The sequence below is a fragment of the Kitasatospora phosalacinea genome (genome assembly GCF_000716545.1).
Lineage (GTDB): Bacteria > Actinomycetota > Actinomycetes > Streptomycetales > Streptomycetaceae > Kitasatospora > Kitasatospora phosalacinea.
Map to the genome: position 1 here is coordinate 61,920 of NZ_JNWZ01000009.1, position 23,983 is coordinate 85,902.

General features: G+C 72.7%; 21 protein-coding genes. 12 read left to right on the forward strand and 9 right to left on the reverse strand.

Going from position 1 to position 23,983, the window contains the following annotated elements:
* Positions 1 to 16: 16 nt before the first annotated feature.
* The 3 genes from OO48_RS06475 to OO48_RS06485 all read left to right on the forward strand — a co-directional run bounded on the left by OO48_RS06475 (position 17) and on the right by OO48_RS06485 (position 3,031).
* Positions 17 to 1,015, forward strand: a complete 999-nt coding sequence (locus tag OO48_RS06475) for a glycosyltransferase family 2 protein (protein ID WP_033213437.1) — start codon at positions 17 to 19, stop codon at positions 1,013 to 1,015.
* 127 nt (positions 1,016 to 1,142) lie between these two features.
* Entirely contained in the window at positions 1,143 to 2,087 is a 945-nt protein-coding gene (locus tag OO48_RS06480) for a YihY/virulence factor BrkB family protein (protein WP_051731806.1), read from the forward strand.
* A gap of 83 nt (positions 2,088 to 2,170) precedes the next feature.
* Positions 2,171 to 3,031, forward strand: coding sequence for a class I SAM-dependent methyltransferase (locus OO48_RS06485; protein ID WP_033213387.1), 861 nt, complete (start codon positions 2,171 to 2,173; stop codon positions 3,029 to 3,031).
* Positions 3,032 to 3,104: 73 nt separating this feature from the next.
* Here OO48_RS06485 and OO48_RS06490 read toward each other — a convergent pair whose 3' ends face one another.
* Complete coding sequence (locus OO48_RS06490; RefSeq protein ID WP_033213388.1) at positions 3,105 to 4,292, reverse strand: D-alanyl-D-alanine carboxypeptidase family protein; 1,188 nt, start codon at positions 4,290 to 4,292, stop codon at positions 3,105 to 3,107.
* 138 nt (positions 4,293 to 4,430) lie between these two features.
* Between OO48_RS06490 and OO48_RS06495 the strand changes: the two genes are divergently transcribed.
* Positions 4,431 to 4,709: an SCO4848 family membrane protein gene (locus OO48_RS06495; protein WP_033213389.1), complete on the forward strand. Its 279-nt coding sequence runs from the start codon at positions 4,431 to 4,433 to the stop codon at positions 4,707 to 4,709.
* Positions 4,710 to 4,926: 217 nt separating this feature from the next.
* Positions 4,927 to 6,270, forward strand: coding sequence for a hypothetical protein (locus OO48_RS06500; protein ID WP_033213390.1), 1,344 nt, complete (start codon positions 4,927 to 4,929; stop codon positions 6,268 to 6,270).
* A gap of 68 nt (positions 6,271 to 6,338) precedes the next feature.
* Here OO48_RS06500 and OO48_RS06505 read toward each other — a convergent pair whose 3' ends face one another.
* From OO48_RS06505 to OO48_RS06540, 7 genes are all read right to left on the reverse strand, one after another.
* Positions 6,339 to 7,112 (reverse strand): succinate dehydrogenase iron-sulfur subunit, encoded by a 774-nt coding sequence (locus tag OO48_RS06505; protein WP_033213391.1) that lies wholly within the window; start codon positions 7,110 to 7,112, stop codon positions 6,339 to 6,341.
* On the reverse strand, positions 7,112 to 8,854 hold the full coding sequence (gene sdhA, locus OO48_RS06510) for a succinate dehydrogenase flavoprotein subunit (protein ID WP_033213392.1): 1,743 nt from the start codon (positions 8,852 to 8,854) through the stop codon (positions 7,112 to 7,114). Before sdhA ends, OO48_RS06505 begins: the two co-directional genes overlap by 1 nt.
* A 27-nt stretch (positions 8,855 to 8,881) precedes the next feature.
* Positions 8,882 to 9,370, reverse strand: a complete 489-nt coding sequence (gene sdhD / locus OO48_RS06515; RefSeq protein WP_033213393.1) for a succinate dehydrogenase, hydrophobic membrane anchor protein — start codon at positions 9,368 to 9,370, stop codon at positions 8,882 to 8,884.
* A gap of 5 nt (positions 9,371 to 9,375) precedes the next feature.
* On the reverse strand, positions 9,376 to 9,756 hold the full coding sequence (sdhC, locus tag OO48_RS06520) for a succinate dehydrogenase, cytochrome b556 subunit (protein ID WP_033213394.1): 381 nt from the start codon (positions 9,754 to 9,756) through the stop codon (positions 9,376 to 9,378).
* Positions 9,757 to 9,953: 197 nt separating this feature from the next.
* Positions 9,954 to 10,667: a hypothetical protein gene (locus OO48_RS38085; RefSeq protein WP_157845390.1), complete on the reverse strand. Its 714-nt coding sequence runs from the start codon at positions 10,665 to 10,667 to the stop codon at positions 9,954 to 9,956.
* An 84-nt stretch (positions 10,668 to 10,751) separates the two neighbouring features.
* A complete protein-coding gene (locus tag OO48_RS06535; RefSeq protein WP_033213397.1) occupies positions 10,752 to 11,249 on the reverse strand; it encodes a 2-oxo-4-hydroxy-4-carboxy-5-ureidoimidazoline decarboxylase in 498 nt (165 codons plus the stop codon).
* A gap of 265 nt (positions 11,250 to 11,514) precedes the next feature.
* Complete coding sequence (locus tag OO48_RS06540; protein WP_033213398.1) at positions 11,515 to 12,258, reverse strand: SDR family oxidoreductase; 744 nt, start codon at positions 12,256 to 12,258, stop codon at positions 11,515 to 11,517.
* A 184-nt stretch (positions 12,259 to 12,442) separates the two neighbouring features.
* On the opposite strand from OO48_RS06540, the gene OO48_RS06545 reads away from it, so the two are divergent.
* Positions 12,443 to 14,032, forward strand: coding sequence for an acyl-CoA mutase large subunit family protein (locus OO48_RS06545; RefSeq protein WP_033213399.1), 1,590 nt, complete (start codon positions 12,443 to 12,445; stop codon positions 14,030 to 14,032).
* 79 nt (positions 14,033 to 14,111) lie between these two features.
* Here the strand turns inward: OO48_RS06545 and OO48_RS06550 are convergent, their stop codons facing one another.
* Positions 14,112 to 16,175: a S53 family peptidase gene (locus OO48_RS06550; RefSeq protein ID WP_051731807.1), complete on the reverse strand. Its 2,064-nt coding sequence runs from the start codon at positions 16,173 to 16,175 to the stop codon at positions 14,112 to 14,114.
* Between the two features lie 411 nt (positions 16,176 to 16,586).
* Between OO48_RS06550 and OO48_RS06555 the strand changes: the two genes are divergently transcribed.
* From OO48_RS06555 to OO48_RS06580, 6 genes are all read left to right on the forward strand, one after another.
* Entirely contained in the window at positions 16,587 to 17,837 is a 1,251-nt protein-coding gene (locus OO48_RS06555; RefSeq protein WP_425338513.1) for an amidohydrolase, read from the forward strand.
* 355 nt (positions 17,838 to 18,192) lie between these two features.
* Positions 18,193 to 19,248 carry a BMP family lipoprotein gene (locus tag OO48_RS06560; RefSeq protein ID WP_033213401.1) on the forward strand — a complete coding sequence of 352 codons (1,056 nt, stop codon included), beginning with the start codon at positions 18,193 to 18,195 and terminating at the stop codon, positions 19,246 to 19,248.
* A gap of 309 nt (positions 19,249 to 19,557) precedes the next feature.
* Complete coding sequence (locus tag OO48_RS06565) at positions 19,558 to 21,141, forward strand: ABC transporter ATP-binding protein (RefSeq protein ID WP_106970263.1); 1,584 nt, start codon at positions 19,558 to 19,560, stop codon at positions 21,139 to 21,141.
* Positions 21,142 to 21,145: 4 nt separating this feature from the next.
* Complete coding sequence (locus OO48_RS06570; RefSeq protein ID WP_051731808.1) at positions 21,146 to 22,312, forward strand: ABC transporter permease; 1,167 nt, start codon at positions 21,146 to 21,148, stop codon at positions 22,310 to 22,312.
* Positions 22,309 to 23,574 (forward strand): ABC transporter permease, encoded by a 1,266-nt coding sequence (locus OO48_RS06575; protein ID WP_033213403.1) that lies wholly within the window; start codon positions 22,309 to 22,311, stop codon positions 23,572 to 23,574. Before OO48_RS06570 ends, OO48_RS06575 begins: the two co-directional genes overlap by 4 nt.
* Positions 23,571 to 23,981, forward strand: a complete 411-nt coding sequence (locus OO48_RS06580; protein WP_033213404.1) for a cytidine deaminase — start codon at positions 23,571 to 23,573, stop codon at positions 23,979 to 23,981. Before OO48_RS06575 ends, OO48_RS06580 begins: the two co-directional genes overlap by 4 nt.
* Positions 23,982 to 23,983: the final 2 nt, after the last annotated feature.

Consider the following 23,983-nt stretch of genomic DNA (forward strand, 5'->3'; position numbering starts at 1 on the left):
GTCGGGAGGGTGAGAGATGCCGCGGTTCAGTGTGGTCGTGCCGGTGCACGCCGTAGAGGAGTACCTCCCGGAGTGCCTGGAGTCCGTCCTCACCCAGTCCTTCGCCGACTTCGAGCTGATCGCGGTGGACGACCGCTCGCCCGACGGCTGCGGCGCCCTCCTGGACGCGGCGGCCGCCGCCGACCCCCGGGTGACCGTCCGGCACCTGCCCGAGAACGTCGGCCTCGGCCCGGCCCGGAACGCCGGCACCGAACTCGCCACCGGCGACTACGTGATCTTCCTGGACAGCGACGACACCCTCACCCCCGGCCTGCTCGCCGCCGTCGACGCCCGGCTGCGCGCCACCGGCGACCCCGACCTGCTGGTGTTCGACTACGCCCGCAGCTACTGGGACGGCCGGGTCACCCGCTCCGCCTCCGCGCCGGTGTTCGCCCGGCCCGGCGCCGAGGTGTTCACCCTGGACGAGCGCCGCGACCTGCTCGACCTGCTGCAGGTCGCCTGGAACAAGGCCTACCGGCGCGCCTTCCTGGCGGACAACGGCCTGTCCTTCCCGCCCGGCTACTACGAGGACACCCCGTTCACCTACCCGGCGCTGCTCGCCGCCGAGCGGATCACCCTGCTCGACACCGTCGGCGTCCACTACCGCCAGCGCCGCGAGGGCGGCAACATCCTCGCCACCGCCTCCCGCAAGCACTTCGACGTCTTCGCCCAGTACGACCGGGTCTTCGGCTACCTCGACACCCGGCCCGACCTCGACCGCTGGCGCCCGGTCATCTACCGGATGATGCTCGGCCACCTCGCCACCGTGGTCTCCAAGCCCGGCCGCGTCCCGGCCGGCGACCGCCGCGAGTTCTTCCGCCTCGCCGCCGAGCACTGCGCCCGGCACCGCCCGGCCGGCTACCGGCCCGCCCCCGGCCGCGAGGGGCTGCGCGGCGAACTGCTCGCCCGCGGCAACCGCCTCGGCTTCCAGGGCCTGCGGGTGCTCGCCCGGGCCCGCCGGGCCGTCCGCCGCTGAGCTGCCGCCCGCCGCCCGCCGCTTGCCGCCCGCCGCCGGGCCCCGGACCGGTGAGCGCCCGCTGACGGCGCGCCACGGCGTGCTTCGCTCCCGCCGCCGGGGCCCGCCCGGCGGTATACAGCCATGCGTGGACTTCCTCACCAAGCTGCCCGTGATCGGCCCGCTCGCCGCCCGGCTGATGCGCAGCCGCCCCTACCGGGTGTACCTGCTGTTCGACGCCGTCCAGGGCAACCGGCTGGCCGGGGCGGTCACCTTCTTCGGCTTCCTCGCCCTGTTCCCGCTGCTCACCGTGGCCCTGGCGATCGCGCTGGCCGCCCTCTCCGACTCCCGGGTGCGCCAGCTCCAGGACAAGATCACCGAGCAGCTGCCCGGCCTCGCCGACTCGCTCGACCTGAACGCCATGGTCGCCAACGCCGGCACCGTCGGCCTGGTCTCCGGCGCGCTGCTGCTGGTCTCCGGCCTCGGCTGGGTCGACACCATGCGCGGCGCCGTGCGCACCGTGTGGCGGCTGCCGGACGACGGCGGCAACCCCGTCCTGGTCAAGGTCCGCGACTGCGTGGTGCTGTTCGGCCTCGGTCTGGTCTGCCTGGCCTCGCTGGCCGCCTCCGCGCTCGCCACCACGCTCGCCCACCGGCTCGCCGACGGCCTCGGCCTGCACGGCGGGGCGGCCCGCTGGCTGCTGTCCGCGATGGGCTTCCTGATCGCGGTCTGCGCCGACCTGCTGCTCTTCGCCTACCTGCTCGGCCCGTTCCCGCGGATCGGCGGCCAGCGCCGCCGCGCCCTGCTGGAGGGCGCGCTGATCGGCGCCGTCGGCTTCGAGGTGCTGAAGCTGCTGCTCTCCTCGTACCTGGGCTCGGTGGCCGGCCGCAGCCTGTACGGGGCGTTCGGCGTGCCGGTGGCGCTGCTGCTGTGGATCGACTTCGTCACCCGGCTGCTGATGTACTGCGCGGCCTGGACCGCGCTCGCCGACCCGGAGCGGGCCCGCCTGCGCGCCGTGCGGCAGGCCGAGGCGGCGCTCGAAGCGGCCGGGAAGACACCCCTCCGGACGGGTGTCCGCCCATCGGACGAGTGACTATGATCCCGCTCACACATGTCAGTGCCCGCTGACCGCACGCCGCCGCGTCCCCCCGCTCCGGCCCACCCCATGGAGACCGTGTGTCCGCTCTCGACACCAGCGCCGCTCCCGTCGCCCCGGCGACCCCCGACGACGTCCCCGGATGGTTCTTCCGCGCGGACCGGGAGGCCTTCGCCCACCTGCTGTCCCGGCAGACCGCCGCCGGGACCACCGGCGACCTGCTCGAACTGGGCGCCTACCTGGGCCGCTCGGCGATCCTGCTCGGCGACCACCTGCAGCCCGGCGAGACCTTCACCGTCTGCGACCTGTTCGACCTCGACGCCCCCGACGACGAGAACTCCGCCGAGATGAGCATGTCGTACCGGGAGACCCTCACCCGGCGCGCCTTCGAAACCAACTACCTGGCCTTCCACCCCGAACTCCCGGTGATCGTCCAGGCCCCCACCTCGGTGCTCGCCGACGGCCGGATCCCCGCCGACAGCTGCCGCTTCGTCCACGTCGACGCCTCCCACCTCTACGAGCACGTGGCCGGCGACATCCTGGTCGCCCGCGACGCGCTCGCCAAGAACGGCGTCGTCGCCCTCGACGACTACCGGGCCCCGCACACCCCCGGCGTGGCCGCCGCCGTCTGGGAGGCTGTCTTCACCCTCGGCCTGCGGCCGGTGCTGCTCACCCCCGAGAAGTTCTACGGCACCTGGGGCGACCCGGACGCCGTCCGCGCCGACCTGCTCGCCCGCGACTGGCGCGGCGAGGGCTTCCGGCTCGACGAGGAGCACATCGCCGGGCAGGTCTGCCACCGCCTCGCCTGGGACGAGCCCGAGGCCGTCCGCCGCCCCGCCGGGCAGCGCTCGCTGTCGCGCCGGGTCGCCCTCGACGTCCTGCCGCCGTTCGCCACCCGGGTGGTGCGCCGCGCCCTGCGCTCCGGCCGCAAGGCCGCCTGACGCACCGCCCGGACCGCCCGCACCGCCCGGACCGCCCGGACCGCCCGGACCGCCCGGACCGCCCGCACCCCGGTCAGGAACCCCACCGGGCGGCCCGGCGGCGCAGCGCCCGCAGCCGCAGCAGCCCCGCCGCCGCGACCGCCGCGCACAGCCCCACCGCCGACCAGGTCGCCGGCCCCGGCCCGGCGGCCGCCGCGTGCTCCGCCCGCCCGGCCGCCGGAGCCGGCCCGGCACTCGGCCGGTCCGCCACCGGCCGTGCGACGGGCGCCGCCGAGGCCGGCTGCTGCTGCGGCGCGCCGGTGTCCTCGGCCAGCACCCCCACCGGGTCGACCCTGCCGGCCACGGCGAAACCCCAGTCCAGCAGCGCCGCCGCCTCGTCGTACACCTTCGGACTGCTCTCCGGGTGCATCACCGTCACCAGCAGCGTCCGCCCGTCGCGCTCGGCCGCGCCGGTGTAGGTGGCGCCCGCGTTGGTGGTGTAGCCGTTCTTCACCCCGATCAGGCCCGGGTACTTGCCCAGCAGCCGGTCGGTGTTGGCGATCCCGAAACTGCCGCGCTGCCCGGTCTTCTTGTCCACCGCGCCCGGGAACTGCGCCCAGCGGGTCGCGCAGTACGCCCGGAAGTCCGGGTTCCGCAGGCCCGCCCGGGCGAACAGGGTCAGGTCGTACGCCGAGGTGACCTGCCCGTCCATGTCGTAGCCGTCCGGGGTGACCACGTGGGTGTCCCTGGCCTGCAACTGCTCCGCCCTGGCCTGCATGTCGGCCACCGTCTTCGCCACGCCGCCGTTCATGTTCGCCAGCACGTGCACCGCGTCGTTGCCCGAGGACAGGAACACCCCGCGCCACAGGTCCTCGACCTTGTAGTCCAGGTCCTCCTTGATGCCGACCAGGCTGCTGCCCGCCCCCATCCCCTGCAGCTCCGACCAGGCCACCCGGTGCACGTCGGAGGCGTTGAAGCGGGGCAGCACGGTGTCCGCGAACAGCATCTTCAGGGTCGACGCGGGCGGCAGCTGCGCGTGCGCGTTGAACGAGGCCAGCACCTGCCCGCTGCCCGCGTCCGCCACCAGCCAGGACTTCCCGGTCAGCTCCTTCGGCAGCGCCGGAGCCCCCGCCGCCACCTGCACCCCCGCCGCGCCCAGCCGCTCCCCGCCCACCACCCCGGGCGGCGGCGCGTCCCCCGCAACGGCGGCCGCCGGCAGGGCGGGGACCAACAGCAGGGCGGCAGCGGACGAACCGTGGAGAATCCGGCGGATTATCAGCATTCCGGGAAAGTAACCCGCTCCCGCCCCGCTACCGGCGGACACCACCGGCCGACGCCACGAACGAGTACCGCCCGCTGCTCCGATCGGCGGGCCCCGCATACTGGACGGGCACCCCGCCTGCCGCTAAGGACCCCCGCCATGAAGCTCAGCCGCCCGGTCTCCTGGTTCCTCACCGCCTTCGGCGTCTGGTCGGTCTTCATCTGGACCACCTTCGTCAAGAACCTCTGGAAGGACTCCGGCGGCCAGGCCTTCGTGAACGGCGACCACTCCCAGCCCACCGCCTTCTTCTGGGTGCACCTGCTGCTCGCCGTCGCCTCCCTGCTGCTCGGCCTCGCCATCGGCTGGATCGGCGTCCGCGGCCTGCGCGCCCTGCGCCGCGCGGCGGCGCCCGCCGCCGGGGGACGGCCCGCCGAGTAGCGCCGCCGGCTCCGCGCCCGATCGGGGCCGATTCGCTCGCCCCCGCCGGGAGGGTGCCGCCATGGTCCGCGGCGACCGGACGTGGTGCTCGCCGTCGTCCTGCCCCGCCCGCTGGACCGGCCGCCCGGCCGTTGACGCGTGCATATGCACGCCCTCTTCAAGTGGCCGAATACTGCTGCTAGCCTGCCCCGCACCAACTGTGGGGGAGGGCTTCGCCGTGAGCACCAGTACCACCCTCGAGGAGGCCCGCCCGGAGTGGGCGCGGCGGCAGGAGCGGGCGCGACGGCACCGGCGGGCCAAGTCCCGGCTGCGGTTGCCGTTCGCGGTGGCGGCGGCCTGCTGGGCGGTGCTGCTGCTGTGGTGGGCGGCGGTGTACCCGGCGTACACCGGGACGGTGCCCGAGGGGTCGGCGCCGCTGTACGCGGCGGCCGTGCGAGCCGTGCACGCCGGGCCAGCGACGCTGCTGCAGACCGCGGCCGCCGCCTTCGCGCTCGGGTACCTGGTGGCCGCGCTCGCCCGGTTCGGGGTGCGCGGACGCCACAGCGGGCCGGTCGCCCTCGCGCTGGCCGCGCTCCCGCCGACCGCGACCCTGGTGGTCTCGGCCGCCCCCGAGGCGGTCGCCACCGTCGCCGCGCTGCTGCTCACCGGGGCGGGGCTGCGGCTGCTGGCCCGGCGGGCCGAGGGCGGCCTGCAACTCGGCGGGCCCGCCCAACGGCTGGACCTGGCCGTGCTGTTCTCGGCCGTCTGCGCCCTCGCGCTGACCGGCACCCGGGGTGCCGGGACCGCGCTGGTCGCGGTCGCGGTGCTGCTGGCGGCCCTGCCCGGGGCGCGGGTGCGCCTGCTGCTGCTGGCCCCGCTCGCGCTGGCGGTGCCGATCGCGCTCGGCCTGCTGGGCCACCCCGCCGACCTCGGCGGCGACCTGCACACCCTGCGGGCCGCCGACCTGGCCCTGGCCCAGCACCGCGCCCCCGCCCCGCTCGACCCCGCCCTGGCCGCCGTCGCCCCGCCCGGGGCCTGGGACGCGGCGGGCGCCGACTGCTCCGCGAGCGCCGCCCTCACCGACCGGTGGGACGCCGCCGCGGCCCACCGTGCCGAGGCCGAACTCGCCGCCGCCTGGCGCCGGTTGCTGCGCGACCACCCCGACCGGGTACTGGACGCCCGGCTCTGCCGGGGACGGCTCGCCTGGGGCGTCCGGGCGGGCGCCAGCGGCCCGCACGCCGCCACCGGGGTGCCCGGCCCGGTGGCCGGCTCCCGCGGCCTGTGGCACCCGCTGCACGCCGCCGCGACCTGGAGCGGCACCCTGCTGCGCGCCCCGCAACTGGACTGGCTGCTGTGGCGCGGCGCCCTCTGGGCCTACCTGGGCCTGGCCGCCGCCGCGCTGCACGCCTGGCGGCACCGGCTGCGCGCCCTCGTCCCGGTGGCCGGCGCGGCCGTCCTCGGCACCCAGCTGGCGCTCACCGCCTCCGCCGCCGACCAGGACTACCGCGCCATGGCCGCCGCCCTGTTCCTCGGCCCGCTGCTGCTCACCCTGGCCACCGTCCGCACCCGTCGCGCCGCCTGACGCACCGTCCGGTACGACGCCGCAGGGCCCGCCCGGAACTCCGGACGGGCCCTGCGGAACAGGTCGGACTAGAAGCGACGCGTGACGAGCGCGCGCTTCACCTCCTGGATCGCCTTGGTGACCTCGATGCCGCGCGGGCAGGCCTCCGAGCAGTTGAAGGTGGTGCGGCAACGCCACACGCCCTCACGGTCGTTGAGGATCTCCAGGCGCTGCTCGCCGCCCTCGTCGCGCGAGTCGAAGATGAAGCGGTGCGCGTTGACGATCGCCGCCGGGCCGAAGTACTGGCCGTCGTTCCAGAACACCGGGCACGAGGAGGTGCACGCGGCGCACAGGATGCACTTGGTGGTGTCGTCGAAGCGCTCGCGGTCGGCCTGCGACTGCAGCCGCTCGCGGGTCGGCTCGTTCCCGTTGGTGATCAGGAACGGCATGACGTCCTTGTACGCCTGGAAGAACGGGTCCATGTCCACGATCAGGTCCTTGAGGACCGCCAGGCCCTTGATGGCCTCGATCGTGATCGGCTTCTCCGGGTTGACGTCCTTGACCAGGGTCTTGCACGCCAGCCGGTTGCGCCCGTTGATCCGCATGGCGTCCGAACCGCAGATGCCGTGCGCGCAGGAGCGGCGGTACGTGAGCGTGCCGTCCTGCTCCCACTTGATCTTGTTGAGCGCGTCCAGGACGCGCTCCTTCGGGTCCATCAGGAGCTGGTAGTCCACCCACACCGGGTCCGGGTGCTCCTCCGGGTTGAACCGGCGGATCCGGAAGGTGACGTTGATCAGCTGGACGCTGCCCGACTCGGCCGCGTCAAGCGCGGCCGAGTGCGTCTCGACGGTCGGAGTGGACATCAGTACTTACGCTCCATCGGCTGGTAGCGGGTCTGCACGACCGGCTTGTAGTCGAGGCGGATGGAGGTGGTGCCGTCCTCGGCCACCTCGCGGTACGCCATGGTGTGCTGCATGAACTTCACGTCGTCACGGGTCGGGAAGTCCTCGCGGTAGTGACCGCCGCGGGACTCCTCGCGGGCCAGCGCGGAGACGACCAGCACCTCGGCCAGGTCGAGCAGGTTGCCCAGCTCGACGGCCTCCAGCAGGTCGGTGTTGTAGCGCGAGCCCTTGTCCGCGATCGAGACGTTCTTGAAGCGCTCCTTGAGCGCCGCCACGTCCTCGACCGCCTGCTGCAGGGTCTTGCCGGTGCGGTAGACGGACACGTTGGTGTCCATCGACTCCTGCAGCTCCTGGCGGATCTTGGCGACCGACTCGGTGCCGGTGGACTCCCGCAGGCCGCTCACCAGCGACTCGACCAGCGCGCCCGGGTCGTCCGGCAGCGGGACGAAGTCGTGCTTCTCCGCGTACTCGGCGGCCGCGATGCCCGCCCGGCGGCCGAACACGTTGATGTCCAGCAGCGAGTTGGTGCCCAGCCGGTTGGCGCCGTGCACCGACACGCACGCGACCTCGCCCGCGGCGTACAGGCCCGGGACGACCTCGGTGTTGTTCTTCAGGACCTCACCCTCGACGTTGGTCGGGATGCCGCCCATCGCGTAGTGCGCGGTGGGCTGGATCGGGATCGGGTCCGTGTAGGGCTCGATGCCGAGGTAGGTGCGCGCGAACTCGGTGATGTCCGGCAGCTTGGCGTCCAGTTGCTCCGGCGGCAGGTGGGTCAGGTCCAGGTAGACGTGGTCGCCGTCGGGGCCGCAGCCGCGGCCGGCCCGGATCTCCGAGTAGATCGCGCGGGAGCACACGTCACGGGACGCCAGGTCCTTCATGACGGGGGCGTAGCGCTCCATGAAGCGCTCGCCGTCCTTGTTGCGCAGGATGCCGCCCTCGCCGCGGGCGCCCTCGGTGAGCAGGATGCCCATCCGCCAGATGCCCGTCGGGTGGAACTGGAAGAACTCCATGTCCTCCAGCGGCAGGCCCCGGCGCAGCGCCACGGCCTGGCCGTCGCCGGTCAGGGTGTGCGCGTTCGAGGTGACCTTGAACATCTTGCCGGTGCCGCCGGAGGCGAACACCACGGCCTTGGCCTGGAAGACGTGGATCTCGCCGGTGGCCAGCTCGTAGGCCACCACGCCGGCGGTGCGGCCCTCGTTGATCAGCAGGTCGAGGACGTAGAACTCGTTGAAGAACTCGACGCCGTGCTTGACGCAGTTCTGGAACAGCGTCTGCAGGATCATGTGGCCGGTGCGGTCCGCGGCGTAGCAGGACCGGCGCACCGGGGCCTCGCCGTGGTTGCGGGAGTGGCCGCCGAAGCGGCGCTGGTCGATCCGGCCCTGGTCGGTCCGGGAGAAGGGGAGACCCATCTTCTCCAGGTCGAGGACCGCGTCGATGGCCTCCTTGCACATGATCTCGGCGGCGTCCTGGTCGACCAGGTAGTCACCGCCCTTGACCGTGTCGAAGGTGTGCCACTCCCAGTTGTCCTCCTCGACGTTGGCGAGCGCGGCGCACATGCCGCCCTGCGCCGCGCCGGTGTGGGACCGGGTCGGGTAGAGCTTGGTCAGGACGGCGGTGCGGCTGCGCTGCGTCGACTCGATGGCCGCGCGCATGCCGGCGCCGCCGGCGCCGACGATGACGGTGTCGTACTGGTGAATCTGCATGGGGGTCAGTCGCCTCTGGTGGCTCGTCTAGATGTTCGGGTCGAAGGTGAAGATCACCAGGGTGCCGAGGACGACCGTGAAGACGGTCGCGACACCGAGGAGACCCTTGAGCCACAGGCGGGTGGCGTCCTTCTCCGCGTAGTCGTTGATGACGGTGCGCATGCCGTTGGAGCCGTGCAGCATCGCCAGCCACAGCATCAGCAGGTCCCAGACCTGCCAGAACGGGGAGGCCCAGCGGCCCGCCACGAAGGCGAAGCTGACCCGGGAGACGCCGCCGTCCAGCATCAGGTTGATCAACAGGTGGCCGAGGACCAGCACCACCAGGACGACACCCGACAGCCGCATGAACAGCCAGGCGAGCATCTCGAAGTTGGTGCGGGTGCGGCGCGGGGTCTTCCGGGTGCGGGTCCGGGCGGGCTCCACCACGAAGGCGTCCGCCGGGTTGCCGGTGCCCAGTCCCTTGCCCGTGTGGGCGTGGACCGAGGTAACCACCAGGTCGTTGGTCTCAGTGGACACGCGGATCAGCCCCCGAACCAGGTGCGAAGAGTGTGCTGGAGGACGGGGTAGAAGGCGCCGGCCATCAGGACGACCCAGACGCCCACGACGGTCCACAGCATCTGCTTCTGGTACCTCGGGCCCTTGGCCCAGAAGTCCACCGCCACGACCCGCAGGCCGTTCAGGGCGTGGAACAGGATGGCGGCCACCAGGCCGTACTCCATCAGGTTCACCAGCCAGAACTTGTACGTGGCGATGACCGAGTCGTACGCCTCGGGCGACACCCGCACCAGGGCGGTGTCCAGGACATGTGCGAACAGGAAGAAGAAGATCAGGACGCCGGTGACTCGGTGAGCCACCCAGCTCCACATGCCTTCCCGGCCGCGGTACAGCGTTCCAGCCGGCACGGAAAACCCTCCGGAAGCGGTTCGGGGGCTCGGCCGGCGTCGGTGTCGGTCAGCCCGGCCGGATACGGTCCACCGGCCGCGAGCATCCTATCGACGCGCCGTCGACAACCGCCGTCGGGGGCCCCTGGTGTGATCAATCAGGCACGCACGGGCTAACCGGGACGGGAACCGTGACGCAGGGTGACCACTCGACCGCGCTAAGGTGCGCCTCCCGCCACCGCCGCCCCGCAGGGAGAACCGCCGTGCGACACCCGCTCGCCCTCGCCGCCCTCGCCGCCCTCGCCACCGGCTGCGCGACCGCCCCGGCCGGCCCCTCCGCGGACCGCGCCGCCGCGCGGCCCGCCGCGTCCCCCGCCGCGACGCCCGAGTACGACGCCGCCGCGGTGCGCGCGCTGGCCGTCACCGAGGCCGAACTCGGCCCCGGCTGGCACGTCACGCTCATGCAGCCCGGCCAGAACGACATCTCCAGCCCGCCGCTGACCTCCGACATCCCGGCCTGCCAGCCCGTCCTGGACGCGCTCACCCCCTCCAAGGGCTCGGCCGGACCGCTCGCCGAGGCCGACCTCGACATCGCCCGCGAGGACGACGGCCGGGCCTCGCTCTACACCGGCATCCTGGCCTTCCGGCCCGGCCGGGCCGCGGCCGTCCACGCCGGGATCGAGCACGTCCTCGACCACTGCCGGGCGTTCACCTCCACGGCCGGCCACCACCTGCTCACCCGGCTCGACACGCCCACCCCCGAAGGAGCGGACGCCGCCACCGCCTTCACCCTCACGGATGAAACCGACGGCGCCACCATCGCCCAGCGCGCCCTGGTCACCCGCGCCGGAGACGTCCTGGCGGTCTTCACCACCCTCGACGCGACGGGCCGCGGGGCGCCGGAGCCGGACGCGGGCGTGGTGCGGGCGCAACTCGCCAAGCTGGGAAGGAAGGACTCCTGGCCGAGAGCGACCGCGGCAGGGGCCCGGCGGACGGCGGGCCCCTGCCGCGGCTCTTCAGTTCTTCACGGCCACCAGGTGTTCGAGGCGGCTGAGGGCGATGCGGCGCAGTTCCTCGGCGGAGACGAGGCGCTCCTCGTCGGGGTCGTTGGCCAGGCGGGTGCGGATGGAGGTGAGGACGGCGTCCAGCATCTCCTCGGGGTCGACGCCGTCGAGGCAGACCACGAAGACGTGGCCGAACCGGGCCTCGTACGCGGCGTGGGCGGCGCGCAGCGCGGTGTGCGCGGCCTGGCTGCCGGGGGCGCGCATGCCGAGCAGGGGCTGGGGCATCCAGCTCTCGTCGGCCAGGGCCTCCGCGAGGTCCGCCGGGCGCAGGTCGTAACTGGCCTCGCTGGCGGCGGCGAGCAGGGACTCGATGTCGGGGTAGGGGCGGTGGGCGGTGAGGCGCAGGGCCCAACGGTGGCTGCCGCAGCAGGCGAGCAGTGCTTCTTCGACCGCGCCGGAGTCGGCTTCGTTGAACCGGTGGAGCCCCAGCAGGGACGGCTCCGTCCGCACGTCCAGACGCTGCGGCGGGATGTCGCTGGCCAGCGGGTCCTCCTCGTGAGGGCGGGAAGGCGGAATGCTCCAGAGACGGGGGGTGAACCTGGTGCGGCAGGGGGCCGCGGGTGCGACAATGCCGCCGCTCGGGGCTGACACAGCTCGGCGGGGCAGCGCCTCCACGGTAGTTGAGGGCTCATCAGTTGGGGAGGCGGCGGGCCGATTTCACTCGATCGAGCTATCAAGTTGTGACCCGCCGCCCTTCGCGTTCACGCGGAGCGGATCAACTGGCCCGGTGCACCTTGTGGTTGGCGGCCTGGGCGCGGGGCCGCACCACCAGCAGGTCGATGTTCACGTGGGACGGCCGGGTGACCGCCCAGGAGACGGTGTCGGCGACGTCCTCCGAGGTGAGCGGCTCGGCGACGCCCGCGTACACCGCGTCCGCCTTGTCCCGGTCGCCGCGGAAGCGGGTCAGCGCGAAGCCCTCGGACTTCACCATGCCGGGCGCGATCTCGATCACCCGGATCGGCTCGGCCACCAGTTCGAGGCGGAGGGTCTGGGCCACCGAGTGGACGGCGTGCTTGGCCGCCACGTACCCGCCGCCGCCCTCGTAGGCGGCCAGCGCCGCCGTGGAGGACATGATCAGCACGGTGCCGTCGCCGGTGGCGCGCAGCGCGGGCAGCAGCGCCTGGGTGAGGTGCAGCACGCCGAGCACGTTGACCTCGTACATGGTGCGCCAGTCCGCCGGGTCGCCGTTCTCGACGCTCTCCGCGCCGAGCGCGCCGCCCGCGTTGTTCACCAGCACGTCGACCCGGCCCACCTCGGCGGCGAAGGCGTCCACCGCGGCCCGGTCGGTGACGTCCAGGGTGTGGAAGCGGCCGCCGATCTCCTTCGCCAGCGCCTCGATCCGCTCGGTGCGGCGGGCGGTCAGCACCACCTCGAAGCCGTCCGCCGCCAGTCGTCGGGCGGTGGCCGCCCCGATGCCGCTGCTGGCGCCGGTGACGACGGCCACCTTCTGTTCGGTCATGTTCACGCACTCCTCGGGTGTTCGGTCGGTGCGCCGATCATCCCAAGGAGCGGCCCGCGGGTGTTGTGAGCAAGGTCCCAGCCGTGGCATCTGTCAGCTCCCGTCCGGGCGCGACTACATTGCGTATCCAGCTGACCCGTTAATCAGCGCTAACCCGCACACCACCCCACCGCGGAGGACACCCATGGCAGCCGAGCCCCGCCGCACCGAATCGGGCCTGCCGATCGAACCGGTGTACGGCCCCGAGACACTGGCCGGCTTCGACGCCGCGAACCGGCTCGGCGCCCCCGGGCAGTACCCGTTCACCCGCGGCGTCTATCCGACCATGTACACCGGCAAGCCGTGGACGATGCGCCAGTACGCGGGCTTCGGCACCGCCGCCGAGTCCAACGCCCGGTACAAGCAGCTGATCGCCAACGGCACCATGGGCCTGTCGGTCGCCTTCGACCTGCCGACCCAGATGGGCTACGACTCGGACGCCGCGATCTCGCACGGCGAGGTCGGCAAGGTCGGCGTGGCGGTCGACAGCGTCGAGGACATGAGCGTGCTGTTCGGCGGCATCCCGCTCGGCGAGGTCTCCACCTCGATGACCATCAACGCGCCCGGCTCGCTGCTGCTGCTGCTCTACCAGCTGGTCGGCGAGGCCCAGGGCGTGCCGTCGAACAAGCTCACCGGCACCATCCAGAACGACGTGCTCAAGGAGTACATCGCCCGCGGCACGTACATCTTCCCGCCCAAGCCCAGCCTGCGGCTGATCGCCGACGTGTTCCAGTACTGCCGGGCCGAGATCCCCAAGTGGAACACCATCTCCATCTCCGGCTACCACATGGCCGAGGCCGGGGCGAACCCCGCGCAGGAGATCGCCTTCACGCTCGCCAACGGCATCGAGTACGTCCGCACCGCGGTCGCCGCCGGCATGGACGTCGACGACTTCGCGCCCCGGCTCTCCTTCTTCTTCGTCTCCCGCACCACGCTGCTGGAGGAGGTCGCCAAGTTCCGTTCCGCGCGCCGGATCTGGGCCCGCGTCATGAAGGAGCAGTTCGGCGCCGAGAACCCCAAGTCGCAGATGCTGCGCTTCCACACCCAGACCGCGGGCGTCCAGCTCACCGCCCAGCAGCCCGAGATCAACCTGGTGCGCGTCTCGGTGCAGGCGCTGGCCGCCGTCCTGGGCGGCACCCAGTCGCTGCACACCAACTCCTTCGACGAGGCGATCGCCCTGCCGACCGAGAAGTCGGCCCGGCTCGCGCTGCGCACCCAGCAGGTGCTCGCCTTCGAGACCGACGTCACCGCCACCGTCGACCCGTTCGCGGGCTCCTACGTGGTCGAGGCGATGACGGACGAACTCGAAGCCGCCGCCCTGGAGTTGATGGCCAAGGTGGAGGACATGGGCGGCGCCGTCGCGGCCATCGAGCAGGGCTACCAGAAGGGCGAGATCGAGCGCACCGCGTACCGCATCCAGCAGGAGCAGGACTCCGGCGAGCGGACGGTGGTCGGCGTCAACCGCTTCCAGCTCGCCGAGGAGGAGCCCTACGAGCCGCTGCGGGTCGACCCGGCGATCGAGGCCCAGCAGGCCGCGCGGCTCGCGCGGCTGCGCGCCGACCGGGACTCGGCGGCGGTCGGCCGGGCGCTGTCGCAGCTGAGCAAGGCGGCCGAGGGCACCGACAACGTGCTGTACCCGATGAAGGAGGCGCTGGCGGCCCGGGCCACCGTCGGCGAGGTCTGCGACGCGCTGCGCGGGGTGTGGGGGACGTACGTGCCGGTCGACCGCTTCTGAGCGGAGCCGCAGCGGGAGGGGGGAAGCGGAGGGGCTGCCGGGGGAGATCCCCGACAGCCCCTCCGCCGCGTTCCGGCGGTTACTTCTTGAGGGTGAAGGACTTGAAGAAGTTCTTGCCCGGGGAGCCCAGACCGGTGGCCGTGTCGTAGCCGCGGTTCGCGGAGAGGCCGTAGTCGGCGCCGATCTTGTAGAGGCGGACGCGGAGCGTGCCGCTCACCACGCCGAGGTCGACGACGTTGCCGCGCTTGCCGTGGTTGGCGTCGTCGTTGACGTCGTGGAAGGCGTTGGTGCCGGCCCGGTCGTACAGGGCGGGGTTGGCGAAGCCGAGGGCGCGGCCGCCGCGGGCCTGGATGGCGTTGGCGAACATCGCGGCGGTCTCCGGGGCGGAGACCGAGGTGCCGCCGTAGCCGCCCTCGCTGTAGGCGCCGCCGTCGGTGTAGCCGACCAGGGTGGCGGCGACCAGGTCACCGCTCATCGCGATGTCGGGGGTGGCGCGCAGCGGGGTCGCGGACTTGGTGCCGTCGGCCGCGGTCTTGGCGACGTCGTCGGAGACGACGCCCTGCTGGTACCAGGGCTGGGCGAAGTCCTTGGAGACACCGCCGCCGCCGCCGAAGTAGAACTTGCCCGGGAACGGGCTCCAGGACTTCTGGTCGGCGGAGAGCACCGAGCGCAGGTCGCCCATCGAGACCTCGTCGCCGTACTTGCCGGACTTGTCGCCGAGCTGGAGGGCGGTGCCGCCGACCGAGGTGACCCACGGGGAGGCGGACGGCCAGTCGGCCTGGGCCTGGTTGGTGTCGGTCTGGCAGTTGGCGCCGGTGGCGGCCGCGCCCGGGGAGCTGTCGCCGCAGTCGCCGGAGGAGAAGGTGAAGCCGATGCCGGTCACCGCGCCGAGCTGGAATATCTGGTTGTCGGCGGCCACCACGGCGGGGTCGATGTCGCCGCCGGTGCCGTGCATGATCTCGCCCCAGGAGTTGGAGACCACGTCGGCCAGGTGCTCGTCGACGACCTTGGCCATCGCGTCGTACAGGTCGTCGTCGTAGCAGGAGTTGCCGCCGACGTAGACCACCTGGGCGTCGGGCGCCAGGCCGTGCACCATCTCGACGTCGAGCGCCTCCTCGCCGGCCCAGCCCTCGGGGCCGCCGCACTCGTCCTGGTGGGTCCACTTGTCCGGGGTGACGTACTCGGTGTACTGGCCCGGCTTGAACGGCTGGTCGCCGTGCAGGGACGAGTAGTGGTTCGCGTCCTGTTCCATGGTGGACAGGCCGTAGGCGTCGATGACCGCGACCCGGGCGCCCTTGCCGGTGACCTTGGCGTCGCTGACGCCGTACGCCTTGCGCAGCTGGGCCGGGACGTACGAGCAGGGGGCGAAGGGCTCGTTCTTCTCGTAGCCGTCCGGGGCGCCCTTGGCGGTCTTGGAGCCGTAGCCGTCCTCGGAGCAGGTCGGCACCTCCGGCAGGGTGGCCGGGGCCTTCTTGTCGGGGGCGGCGAGCCGGGAGGCGGCGTTCGCGCGCTGCTCGGCCTCGCGCACCGAGGTGGCGTCCGAGCTGTTCTTGTGGATCGCGTCGGCCAGGCCGGAGACGGCGAGCACCGAGCCGGCCACCGCGGCGGGGACCTTGGCGTCGGAGGCCGGCGCGCGGTGGGTGCCGTCCGCGGTGCGGTAGTTGCGGAAGCCGGTGCCGAAGGCCCTGGCCATCGCGGCGGTGGAGCCGGAGACCTGCAGGTAGTGGTCGGTGCGGGCCGAGACGTCCAGGCCCGCGCCGGTCACCCAGTCGGTGACCGCCTTGACCTGCTCGGGGGTGGCGCCGAACTGCGCGCGCACCTGGTCGGAGCTCAGGTACCGGCCGTACGAGGCGGAGCCCGGGTCGGAGACCGCCTTGGCGAGCGCGGCCAGGCCGCTGGTGTCGCGGCCGGCCAGGTAGATCCGGGCGGTGGCCGAGGCGGACGCGTCGGCGGCGCCGGCGTCGGCCTGCGGGGTGGCCCACGCGGGGTGGGTGCCGGGCAGGGCCCGGGCGCTGTCGCCGACCGGGGTGGCGGCGGAGGCCGGAGCGGCCGTGCCGAGGGTGGCGAGGATGAGTGCGGCGGCGACGGTGGCCGGCGCGGTGCTTTGGGCGAGCTTGGCGAGCTGGTTGCGCGCGATGGGCACGTCGGTCCCCCCTTCTCGGTTCGATGGAGCGTCAGCTGCCCCTCGTGAGGGCGTGACGAGGCGCGCCGCGAGCGGAAGACCCCCACCGCGGCACCGGAGTTGACTGTGCGAAAGCTGTCTATTCGGACTGATGTGCGCCACTCAAGAGCAGGCCCGAAAGCTTTACCCCGGCATGACTCGATCGGGGGGAAACGTTTGGTCGGGGCGCCCGGGGGACCGCACGGGGCGCCCGCCGTGTCCGATCGCCGGTGCGGGTCGTTGCACACGGCGGGGACCCGGGCCCGGAAGGCGGCCGGAAGGGCGTGCTGAAACGAAATGACATACCCATCTCGGCGGCCGCTATGCACCCATCCGGTGAGGAGTTCTCCGGAAGGCGGGCCAAAAGCCCCCCACCGGCCTACCCTTGTCAAGGTGAACGATCCTCAGCCGGCAGCCGCCGCCACCGTCACCGCCGCCCGTCCCCCCGTCGACTTGCGCGCCCGGGTGGCGTCGTACCAGGACGAGTTGATCGAGCTGCGCCGCGACCTCCACCGGCACCCCGAGCTCGGCCGCCAGGAGTTCCGCACCACCCGGCTGCTGCGCGAGCGGCTGGCCGCCGCCGGGCTGGAGCCGCGGGTGCTGCCCGGCGGCACCGGGCTGCTGGTGGACCTGGTGCCGCCGGGCACCGCGCCCGGCACCCCGCTGCTGGCGTTCCGCGCGGACATCGACGCGCTGCCGATCGACGACGCCAAGAAGGACGTGCCGTACCGCTCCACGCTCCCCGGCCGGGCGCACGCCTGCGGGCACGACGTGCACACCGCGGTGGTGCTGGGCACCGGCCTGGTGCTGGCCGAGGCGCTGGCGGCGGGGGAGCTGACCCGCCCGGTGCGGCTGGTCTTCCAGCCCGCCGAGGAGATGATGCCCGGCGGCGCGCTGGACGTGATCGCGGCGGGCGGGATGGAGGGCGTCGGCCGGATCTTCGCCGTGCACTGCGACCCCAAGGTGCCGGTCGGCCGGATCGCGTTGAAGGCCGGGGCGATCACCTCGGCCTGCGACAAGGTGCGGATCTCGCTGGACGGCCCGGGCGGGCACACCGCCCGGCCGCACCTGACCACCGACCTGGTCGGCGCGGTGGCCAAGCTGGCCGCCGAGCTGCCCGCCGCGCTCTCCCGCCGGATGGACCCGCGCTGGGGCGTCTCGCTGGTGTGGGGGCGGATCGCGTCCGGTTCGGCGCCGAACGTGATCCCGCAGCACGCCGAGCTGGAGGGCACCGTCCGCTGCCTGGAGCTGGCCGGCTGGCGGGAGGCGCCCGAGGTGATGGAGGACCTGGTGGCGCACCTCGCCGAGACCTACCGGGCCAAGTGGTCGCTGGACTACCACCGGGGCGTCCCGCCGGTGGTCAACGAGGCCGTCTCGATCGAGCAGTTGGAGACCGTGATGAACGCGCGGTTCGCCGACGGCCGCGGCCCGGTGGTCGAGCCGACCGAGCAGAGCCTGGGCGGCGAGGACTTCTCCTGGTACCTGGAGCACGCCCCCGGCGCGCTGGCCCGGCTCGGCGTGCGCGGCCCGCACGAGAAGGGCGCCCGGGACTTGCACCAGGGCGACTTCGACGCCGACGAGCGGGCGATCGCGGTCGGCGTGGAGCTGTTCGCGGCGCTGGCCCTGGAGCACGCCCGGATCTGAGCCGAGGGGCGCGGGGCCCTTCCCGGGAGGACCGCTGCGTGGTCGAATCGTCCGCGCGGCACTCGCCCGGGGAGGGCCCCGCCGCGTCCGGCCGCCCGGACCGGCCACCGGGGGCGGGGTCCGGCGCGGCATCTTCTCGGGGCGCGCGGGGAAGGCGTACCGTGGTGGCCCGATACCAGCCGGTAATGAACACCGGGTTGATCATGTGTGCGGCTATGTCCGGATTTGCCTGGGCGTACGACCACATTTTGATAACAACCCGGACGCCCTTGCAGGCCGTAACACAACCGTGTTCTACGCGCGTTACGGTGGCGCTCGACCACGCCAACCGGGTGTGTGAGAAGGAGAAACTCCCTTGCGCCGTTCACTCAAGCTCGCCGCGGCCGTGCTCTCGGGTTCCCTGGGCATCGCCTCGCTCGCCGCCTGCGGCGCAAAGAGCACCGACAACAACTCCACCTCGGCCGGTGCCGGCAGCTCGTCGTTCAAGGTCGGCATGGCCTACGACATCGGCGGCCGTGGCGACCAGTCCTTCAACGACTCCGCCGCGCGCGGCCTGGACCAGGCCAAGACCGAGCTGGGCGCCACCATCAACGAGGCCGAGGCCAAGTCGGGCGAGTCCGAGGGCGACAAGGAGCAGCGGCTCAAGTCCCTGGTGACCAGCGGCTTCAACCCGATCATCGCGGTGGGCTTCGTCTACCAGGACGCGGTGAACAAGGTCGCCAAGGAGAACCCGAACGTCAAGTTCGCGATCATCGACTCCTCCTCCGCCGACCAGCCGGCGAACGTCACCTCGCTGACCTTCTCCGAGGAGCAGGGCTCCTACCTGGCGGGCGTGGCCGCCGCCAACAAGTCGAAGGCCAAGCACGTCGGCTTCATCGGCGGCGTGCAGTCCGAGCTGATCAAGAAGTTCGAGGCCGGCTACACCGCGGGCGCCAAGTCCGTCGACCCGAACATCCAGGTCGAGGTCACCTACCTGACCACCCCGCCGGACTTCACCGGCTTCGCCGACCCGGGCAAGGGCAAGCAGGCCGCCCAGGGCCAGCTCGACAAGGGCGCGGACGTCATCTACTCGGCGGCCGGCTCCTCCGGCACCGGCGCGATCGAGGCCGTCTCGGGCGCCGGCAAGTGGGCCATCGGCGTCGACTCCGACCAGGCCAAGCAGCCCGCCCTGGACAAGTACAAGGACCACATCCTCACCTCGATGGTGAAGAACGTGGACACCGCCGTCTTCACCTACGTCAAGTCGGCCAAGGACGGCAACGCGCTGACCGGCGTGAAGAACTTCGACCTGAAGGAAAGCGGCGTGTCGCTGGCCACCACCGGTGGCTTCATCGACGACATCAAGGCCAAGCTCGACGCCGCCACCCAGCAGATCACCAGCGGCGCCACCAAGGTCCCGACCGCTCCGTAAGGCCGACCAGGCCCGCCGCGCCGTCCGCCCCCCGGGCGGCGCGCGGCGGTTCGACCGGATCGCACCCCACGGGGCCCGGACGGACGCGCCCAGGCGCGCCCGTCCGGGCCCCTGCCGGTTCCGCACCGCGTCCGCGCGGCACGGCCCCTCCCGGGTTTCCCCCTGAGCCCTCAGCGCGACGAAGCGCCCGACGACCAGCAGGAGATCGCCATCACTCCCTCCGACTCCGTCCCCACGGACGGCACCCCGCGCGCGGGAACGGCGACACCCGCCGTCGAGCTGCGCGGCATCACCAAGCGCTTCCCCGGTGTGGTGGCCAACCACGACATCGACATCACCGTGCGGCGGGGCACCGTGCACGCGCTGATGGGCGAGAACGGCGCGGGCAAGTCCACTCTGATGAAGATCCTGTACGGGATGCAGAAGCCGGACGAGGGCACCATCGCCGTCGACGGCGAGCAGGTGGAGTTCTCCACCCCCGCGGACGCCATCGCGCGCGGCATCGGCATGGTCCACCAGCACTTCATGCTGGCCGACAACTTCACCGTCTGGGAGAACATCGTCCTGGGCGGCGAGGGCCTGTACGGCATCGGCGCCAGGGCCAAGGCGCGGATCCGCGAGCTGTCCGACCAGTACGGCCTGGGCGTGAAGCCCGACGCGCTGGTCGAGGACCTCGGCGTCGCCGACCGGCAGCGGGTGGAGATCCTCAAGGTGCTGTACCGCGGCGCCCGGATCCTGATCCTGGACGAGCCGACCGCGGTCCTCGTCCCGCAGGAGGTCGACGCGCTGTTCGACAACCTGCGCGAGCTCAAGGCCGAGGGCGTCACCGTCATCTTCATCTCGCACAAGCTGCACGAGGTCCTCTCGGTGGCCGACGCGATCAGCGTGATCCGCCGCGGCACCACCGTCGGCGACGCCGACCCGCGCCGGGTGACCGCCCGCGAGCTGGCCGAGCTGATGGTCGGCGCCGAACTGCCCTCGCCGCAGAGCCGCGAGTCCACCGTCACCGACACCGAGATGCTCCGGGTCGAGGGCCTGCGGATCGCCAAGCCGGACGCCGAGGGCATCGAGCGCGTCGTCCTGGACGACGTGTCGCTGCGGATCCGCAAGGGCGAGATCCTCGGCATCGCCGGCGTCGAGGGCAACGGCCAGGCCGAACTGGTCGAGGCGATCATGGGCATGCTGCCGCTGGACGCCGGCACCGTCACGCTGGACGGCGCCGACCTGACCCGCACCCTGACCCGGGCCCGCCGCGAGGCCGGCATCGGCTACATCCCCGAGGACCGGCACCGGCACGGCCTGCTGCTGGAAGCCCCGCTGTGGGAGAACCGGATCCTCGGCCACGTCACCGAGCGGCCCAACTCCAAGGGCGTGCTGCTCGACCCGGCCGGCGCCCGGGCCGACACCCAGCGGATCGTCGAGGAGTACGACGTCCGCACCCCCGGCATCGAGGTCACCGCGGCCTCGCTGTCCGGCGGCAACCAGCAGAAGCTGATCATCGGCCGGGAGATGAGCCACTCCCCGAAGCTCCTGATCGCCGCCCACCCCACCCGCGGCGTGGACGTCGGCGCGCAGGCCCAGATCTGGGAGCAGATCCGCTCCGCCCAGCGCGAGGGCCTGGCGGTGCTGCTGATCTCCGCCGACCTGGACGAGCTGATCGGCCTGTCCGACACCATCCGGGTGATCTACCGCGGCCGCCTGGTCGCCGACGCCGACCCGGCCACCGTCACCGCCGAGGACCTCGGCAGTGCGATGACCGGCGCCGCCACCGGCCACATCGAGTCCGACCCGCGAGCCGTGGCCGAGGCGCAGGCCGTCGCCGCCGAGGGCACCGAGGCGTCCACCGGCGCCCCGTCCACCGACACCGCCGACGACGAGCAGGCGGGGGAGTAGCCACATGACCAGTCCCAACCCCCCGGTCGCGCCGGCGGCCAAGCGGTCGCTGCGCGAGCGCGTCGACCTGGAGCGGATCGGGCTCGCCCTGGCCGCCCCCGTGCTGGCGGTGCTGCTGTCGCTGATCATCGCCGGCGGCCTGCTGGCGGTCTCCGGCCGCGACCCGTTCGACGCGTTCTCCATCATGTGGAACTACGGCACCGCGTCCGACGGACAGGTCGCCGTGCTGAACAAGGCCACCGTGTACTACCTGGCCGCGGCCGCCGCCGCGTTCGGGTTCCGGATGAACCTGTTCAACATCGGCATCGAGGGCCAGTACAAGCTGGCCATGATGTTCGCCGCGTTCGTCGGCAGCCAGGTCGACCTGCCGGCCTTCCTGCAGATCCCGCTGCTGCTGGTCGTCGCGATGTGCGTCGGCGGCCTGTGGGCGTCGATCGCCGGCCTGCTGAAGGTCTACCGGGGCGTCAGCGAGGTCATCTCGACCATCATGCTGAACGCCATCGCCACCGCCGTGATCGGCGTGCTGCTGGTGCCCGGCATCTTCGCGCCGAAGACCAGCGGCACCACCAACTCGATCCAGACCGGCAAGATCTCCGAGTCCAGCCACTTCTTCTCGATCGAGACCCAGGGCGGCACCCTGTGGGGCTTCGTCGTGATCGCGGTGCTGGTCGGGGTGGTCTTCCAGTTCACCCTGAACCGCACCCGGTTCGGCTTCGACCTGCGCGCCACCGGCCGCTCGGAGAGCGCCGCCGGCGCCTCCGGCGTCAACGTCAAGCGCATGGTGATCACCTCCATCGTGGTCTCCGGCGCGCTGGCCGGCCTGGTCGGCCTGCCCGAACTCATGCAGAACACCCCGTACTTCGGGCAGAACGTGCAGACCGGCCTCGGCTTCATCGGCATCTCGGTGGCGCTGCTCGGCCGCAACACCCCGATCGGCATCGCGTTCTCCGCGCTGCTGTTCGCCTTCCTGGACGCCTCCGGCGCCCAGTTGCCCACCCGGGGCGACTACCCGTCCGAGATCATCCCGGTGATCCAGGGCACCATCGTCATCTGCGTCGTCGTGGCCTACGAACTGGTGCGCCGCTACGGCCTCAAGCGCCAGCAGCAGAAGGTCGGCGCCGAGCTCGCCGCGCAGGCTGCCGCGGCCGCCCAGAAGGAGGTCGCGGCATGAGCACCGCAGTCGCCGACAAGCCCAAGTCGCCGGTCGCGTCCGCGAAGCGGACCAAACTCACCTGGCCGGTGGTGCTGCTGCTGATCGCGCTCGCCCTGGTGCTGTTCGCCGCGGTCGGCGCCGCCACCGGCAACCACGGCCTGACCTCGTCCGGCCAGATCTCCGCCGCGCTGGCCTCCGCCGTGCCGATCGCGATGGCCGGCCTCGGCGGCCTGTGGTCGGAGCGCGCGGGCGTGGTCAACATCGGCCTCGAAGGCATGATGGTGGCCGGCACCTTCTGCGGCGCCTGGGGCGGCTTCCTGGTCAACCCCTGGGTCGGCCTGCTGGCCGGCATGGCCGGCGGCGCGCTCGGCGGCCTGCTGCACGCGCTGGTCACCGTCACCTTCGGCGTCGACCACATCGTCTCCGGCGTCGGCATCAACCTGCTGATCCCCGGCATCTGCGCGTACGTCAACCGGATCTACTACAAGGACTACGTGGTCGACGGGGCCGGCGCCAACCAGTCGCCGCCCTCGGAATCGCTGCCCACCTTCACCTTCCCCGGCCTGTCCGGCTGGCTGGACGGCATCGAGAAGCACCACTGGTTCCTGGTCTCCGACGTGGCCGGCATCGTCCGCGGCCTGGTCACCGAGCTGTCGGTGGTCACCCTGATCGCCGCCGCGCTCCTGGTCGCCAGCTACTTCCTGCTCTGGCGCACCGTGTTCGGCCTGCGGCTGCGCTCCTGCGGCGAGAACCCGACCGCCGCCGAGTCGCTGGGCGTCAACGTCTACAAGTACAAGTACCTCGCGGTGATCTCCTCCGGCGCCTTCGCGGGCCTCGGCGGCGCGTACCTCTCGCTGGTCGCCGCGCACTTCTACCGGGACGGCCAGACCCAGGGCCGCGGCTTCATCGGCCTGGCCGCGATGATCTTCGGCAACTGGATGCCGGGCGGCCTGGCCGCCGGCGCGGGCCTGTTCGGCTTCACCGACAGCCTCCAGCTGCGCGACGCCGACTCGGTGCACGTGCTGCTGCTGGTGGTCGCCATCGCGATGGCGCTGCTCGCGCTCTGGCAGTCCTACCGCCGCAAGTTCACCGCCGGTGTGACCAGCATCCTGGTCGCGGCCGGCGTCGCCACCTGGTACGCCTGCACCGACGAGGTGCAGCGCCCGCTGATCGTCGCCACCCCGTACGTGATCACCCTGGTGGTGCTCGCGCTGGCCTCGCAGCGGCTGCGGATGCCGAAGGCCGACGGCCAGGTCTACCGCAAGGGGCAGGCCAAGTGACGGCCCCCGGGGAGGTTCCGGCGGCCGAGGTCGACTGGGCGGCGCTGCGGGAGGCCGCCCGCGAGGCGATGCGGCACGCGTACGCGCCCTACAGCAAGTACCCGGTCGGGGCCGCCGCCCTGGTCGAGGACGGCCGCACGGTGGTCGGCTGCAACGTGGAGAACGCCTCGTACGGCCTGGGCCTGTGCGCCGAGTGCGGGCTGGTCTCCGCGCTGCACGCCTCCGGCGGCGGCCGGCTGGTGGCGTTCACCTGCGTGGACGGCGGCGGCGAGCTGCTGATGCCGTGCGGGCGCTGCCGCCAGCTGCTGTACGAGCACGGCGGGCCGGACCTGCTGGTCGAACTGCCCTCCGGGGTGCGGCCGATGAGCGAGGTGCTGCCGGACGCGTTCGGGCCGGAGAAGTTGTAGCC

Bases quoted from the DNA above. Each gene is read 5' to 3' on its own strand.
- OO48_RS06475 (WP_033213437.1), top strand. From the start codon at position 17: ATGCCGCGGTTCAGTGTGGTCGTGCCGGTGCACGCCGTAGAGGAGTAC.
- OO48_RS06490 (WP_033213388.1), bottom strand. From the start codon at position 4,292: ATGCTGATAATCCGCCGGATTCTCCACGGTTCGTCCGCTGCCGCCCTG.
- OO48_RS06495 (WP_033213389.1), top strand. From the start codon at position 4,431: ATGAAGCTCAGCCGCCCGGTCTCCTGGTTCCTCACCGCCTTCGGCGTC.
- OO48_RS06505 (WP_033213391.1), bottom strand. From the start codon at position 7,112: ATGTCCACTCCGACCGTCGAGACGCACTCGGCCGCGCTTGACGCGGCC.
- sdhA (WP_033213392.1), bottom strand. From the start codon at position 8,854: ATGCAGATTCACCAGTACGACACCGTCATCGTCGGCGCCGGCGGCGCC.
- OO48_RS06540 (WP_033213398.1), bottom strand. From the start codon at position 12,258: ATGACCGAACAGAAGGTGGCCGTCGTCACCGGCGCCAGCAGCGGCATC.
- OO48_RS06545 (WP_033213399.1), top strand. From the start codon at position 12,443: ATGGCAGCCGAGCCCCGCCGCACCGAATCGGGCCTGCCGATCGAACCG.
- OO48_RS06570 (WP_051731808.1), top strand. From the start codon at position 21,146: ATGACCAGTCCCAACCCCCCGGTCGCGCCGGCGGCCAAGCGGTCGCTG.
- OO48_RS06575 (WP_033213403.1), top strand. From the start codon at position 22,309: ATGAGCACCGCAGTCGCCGACAAGCCCAAGTCGCCGGTCGCGTCCGCG.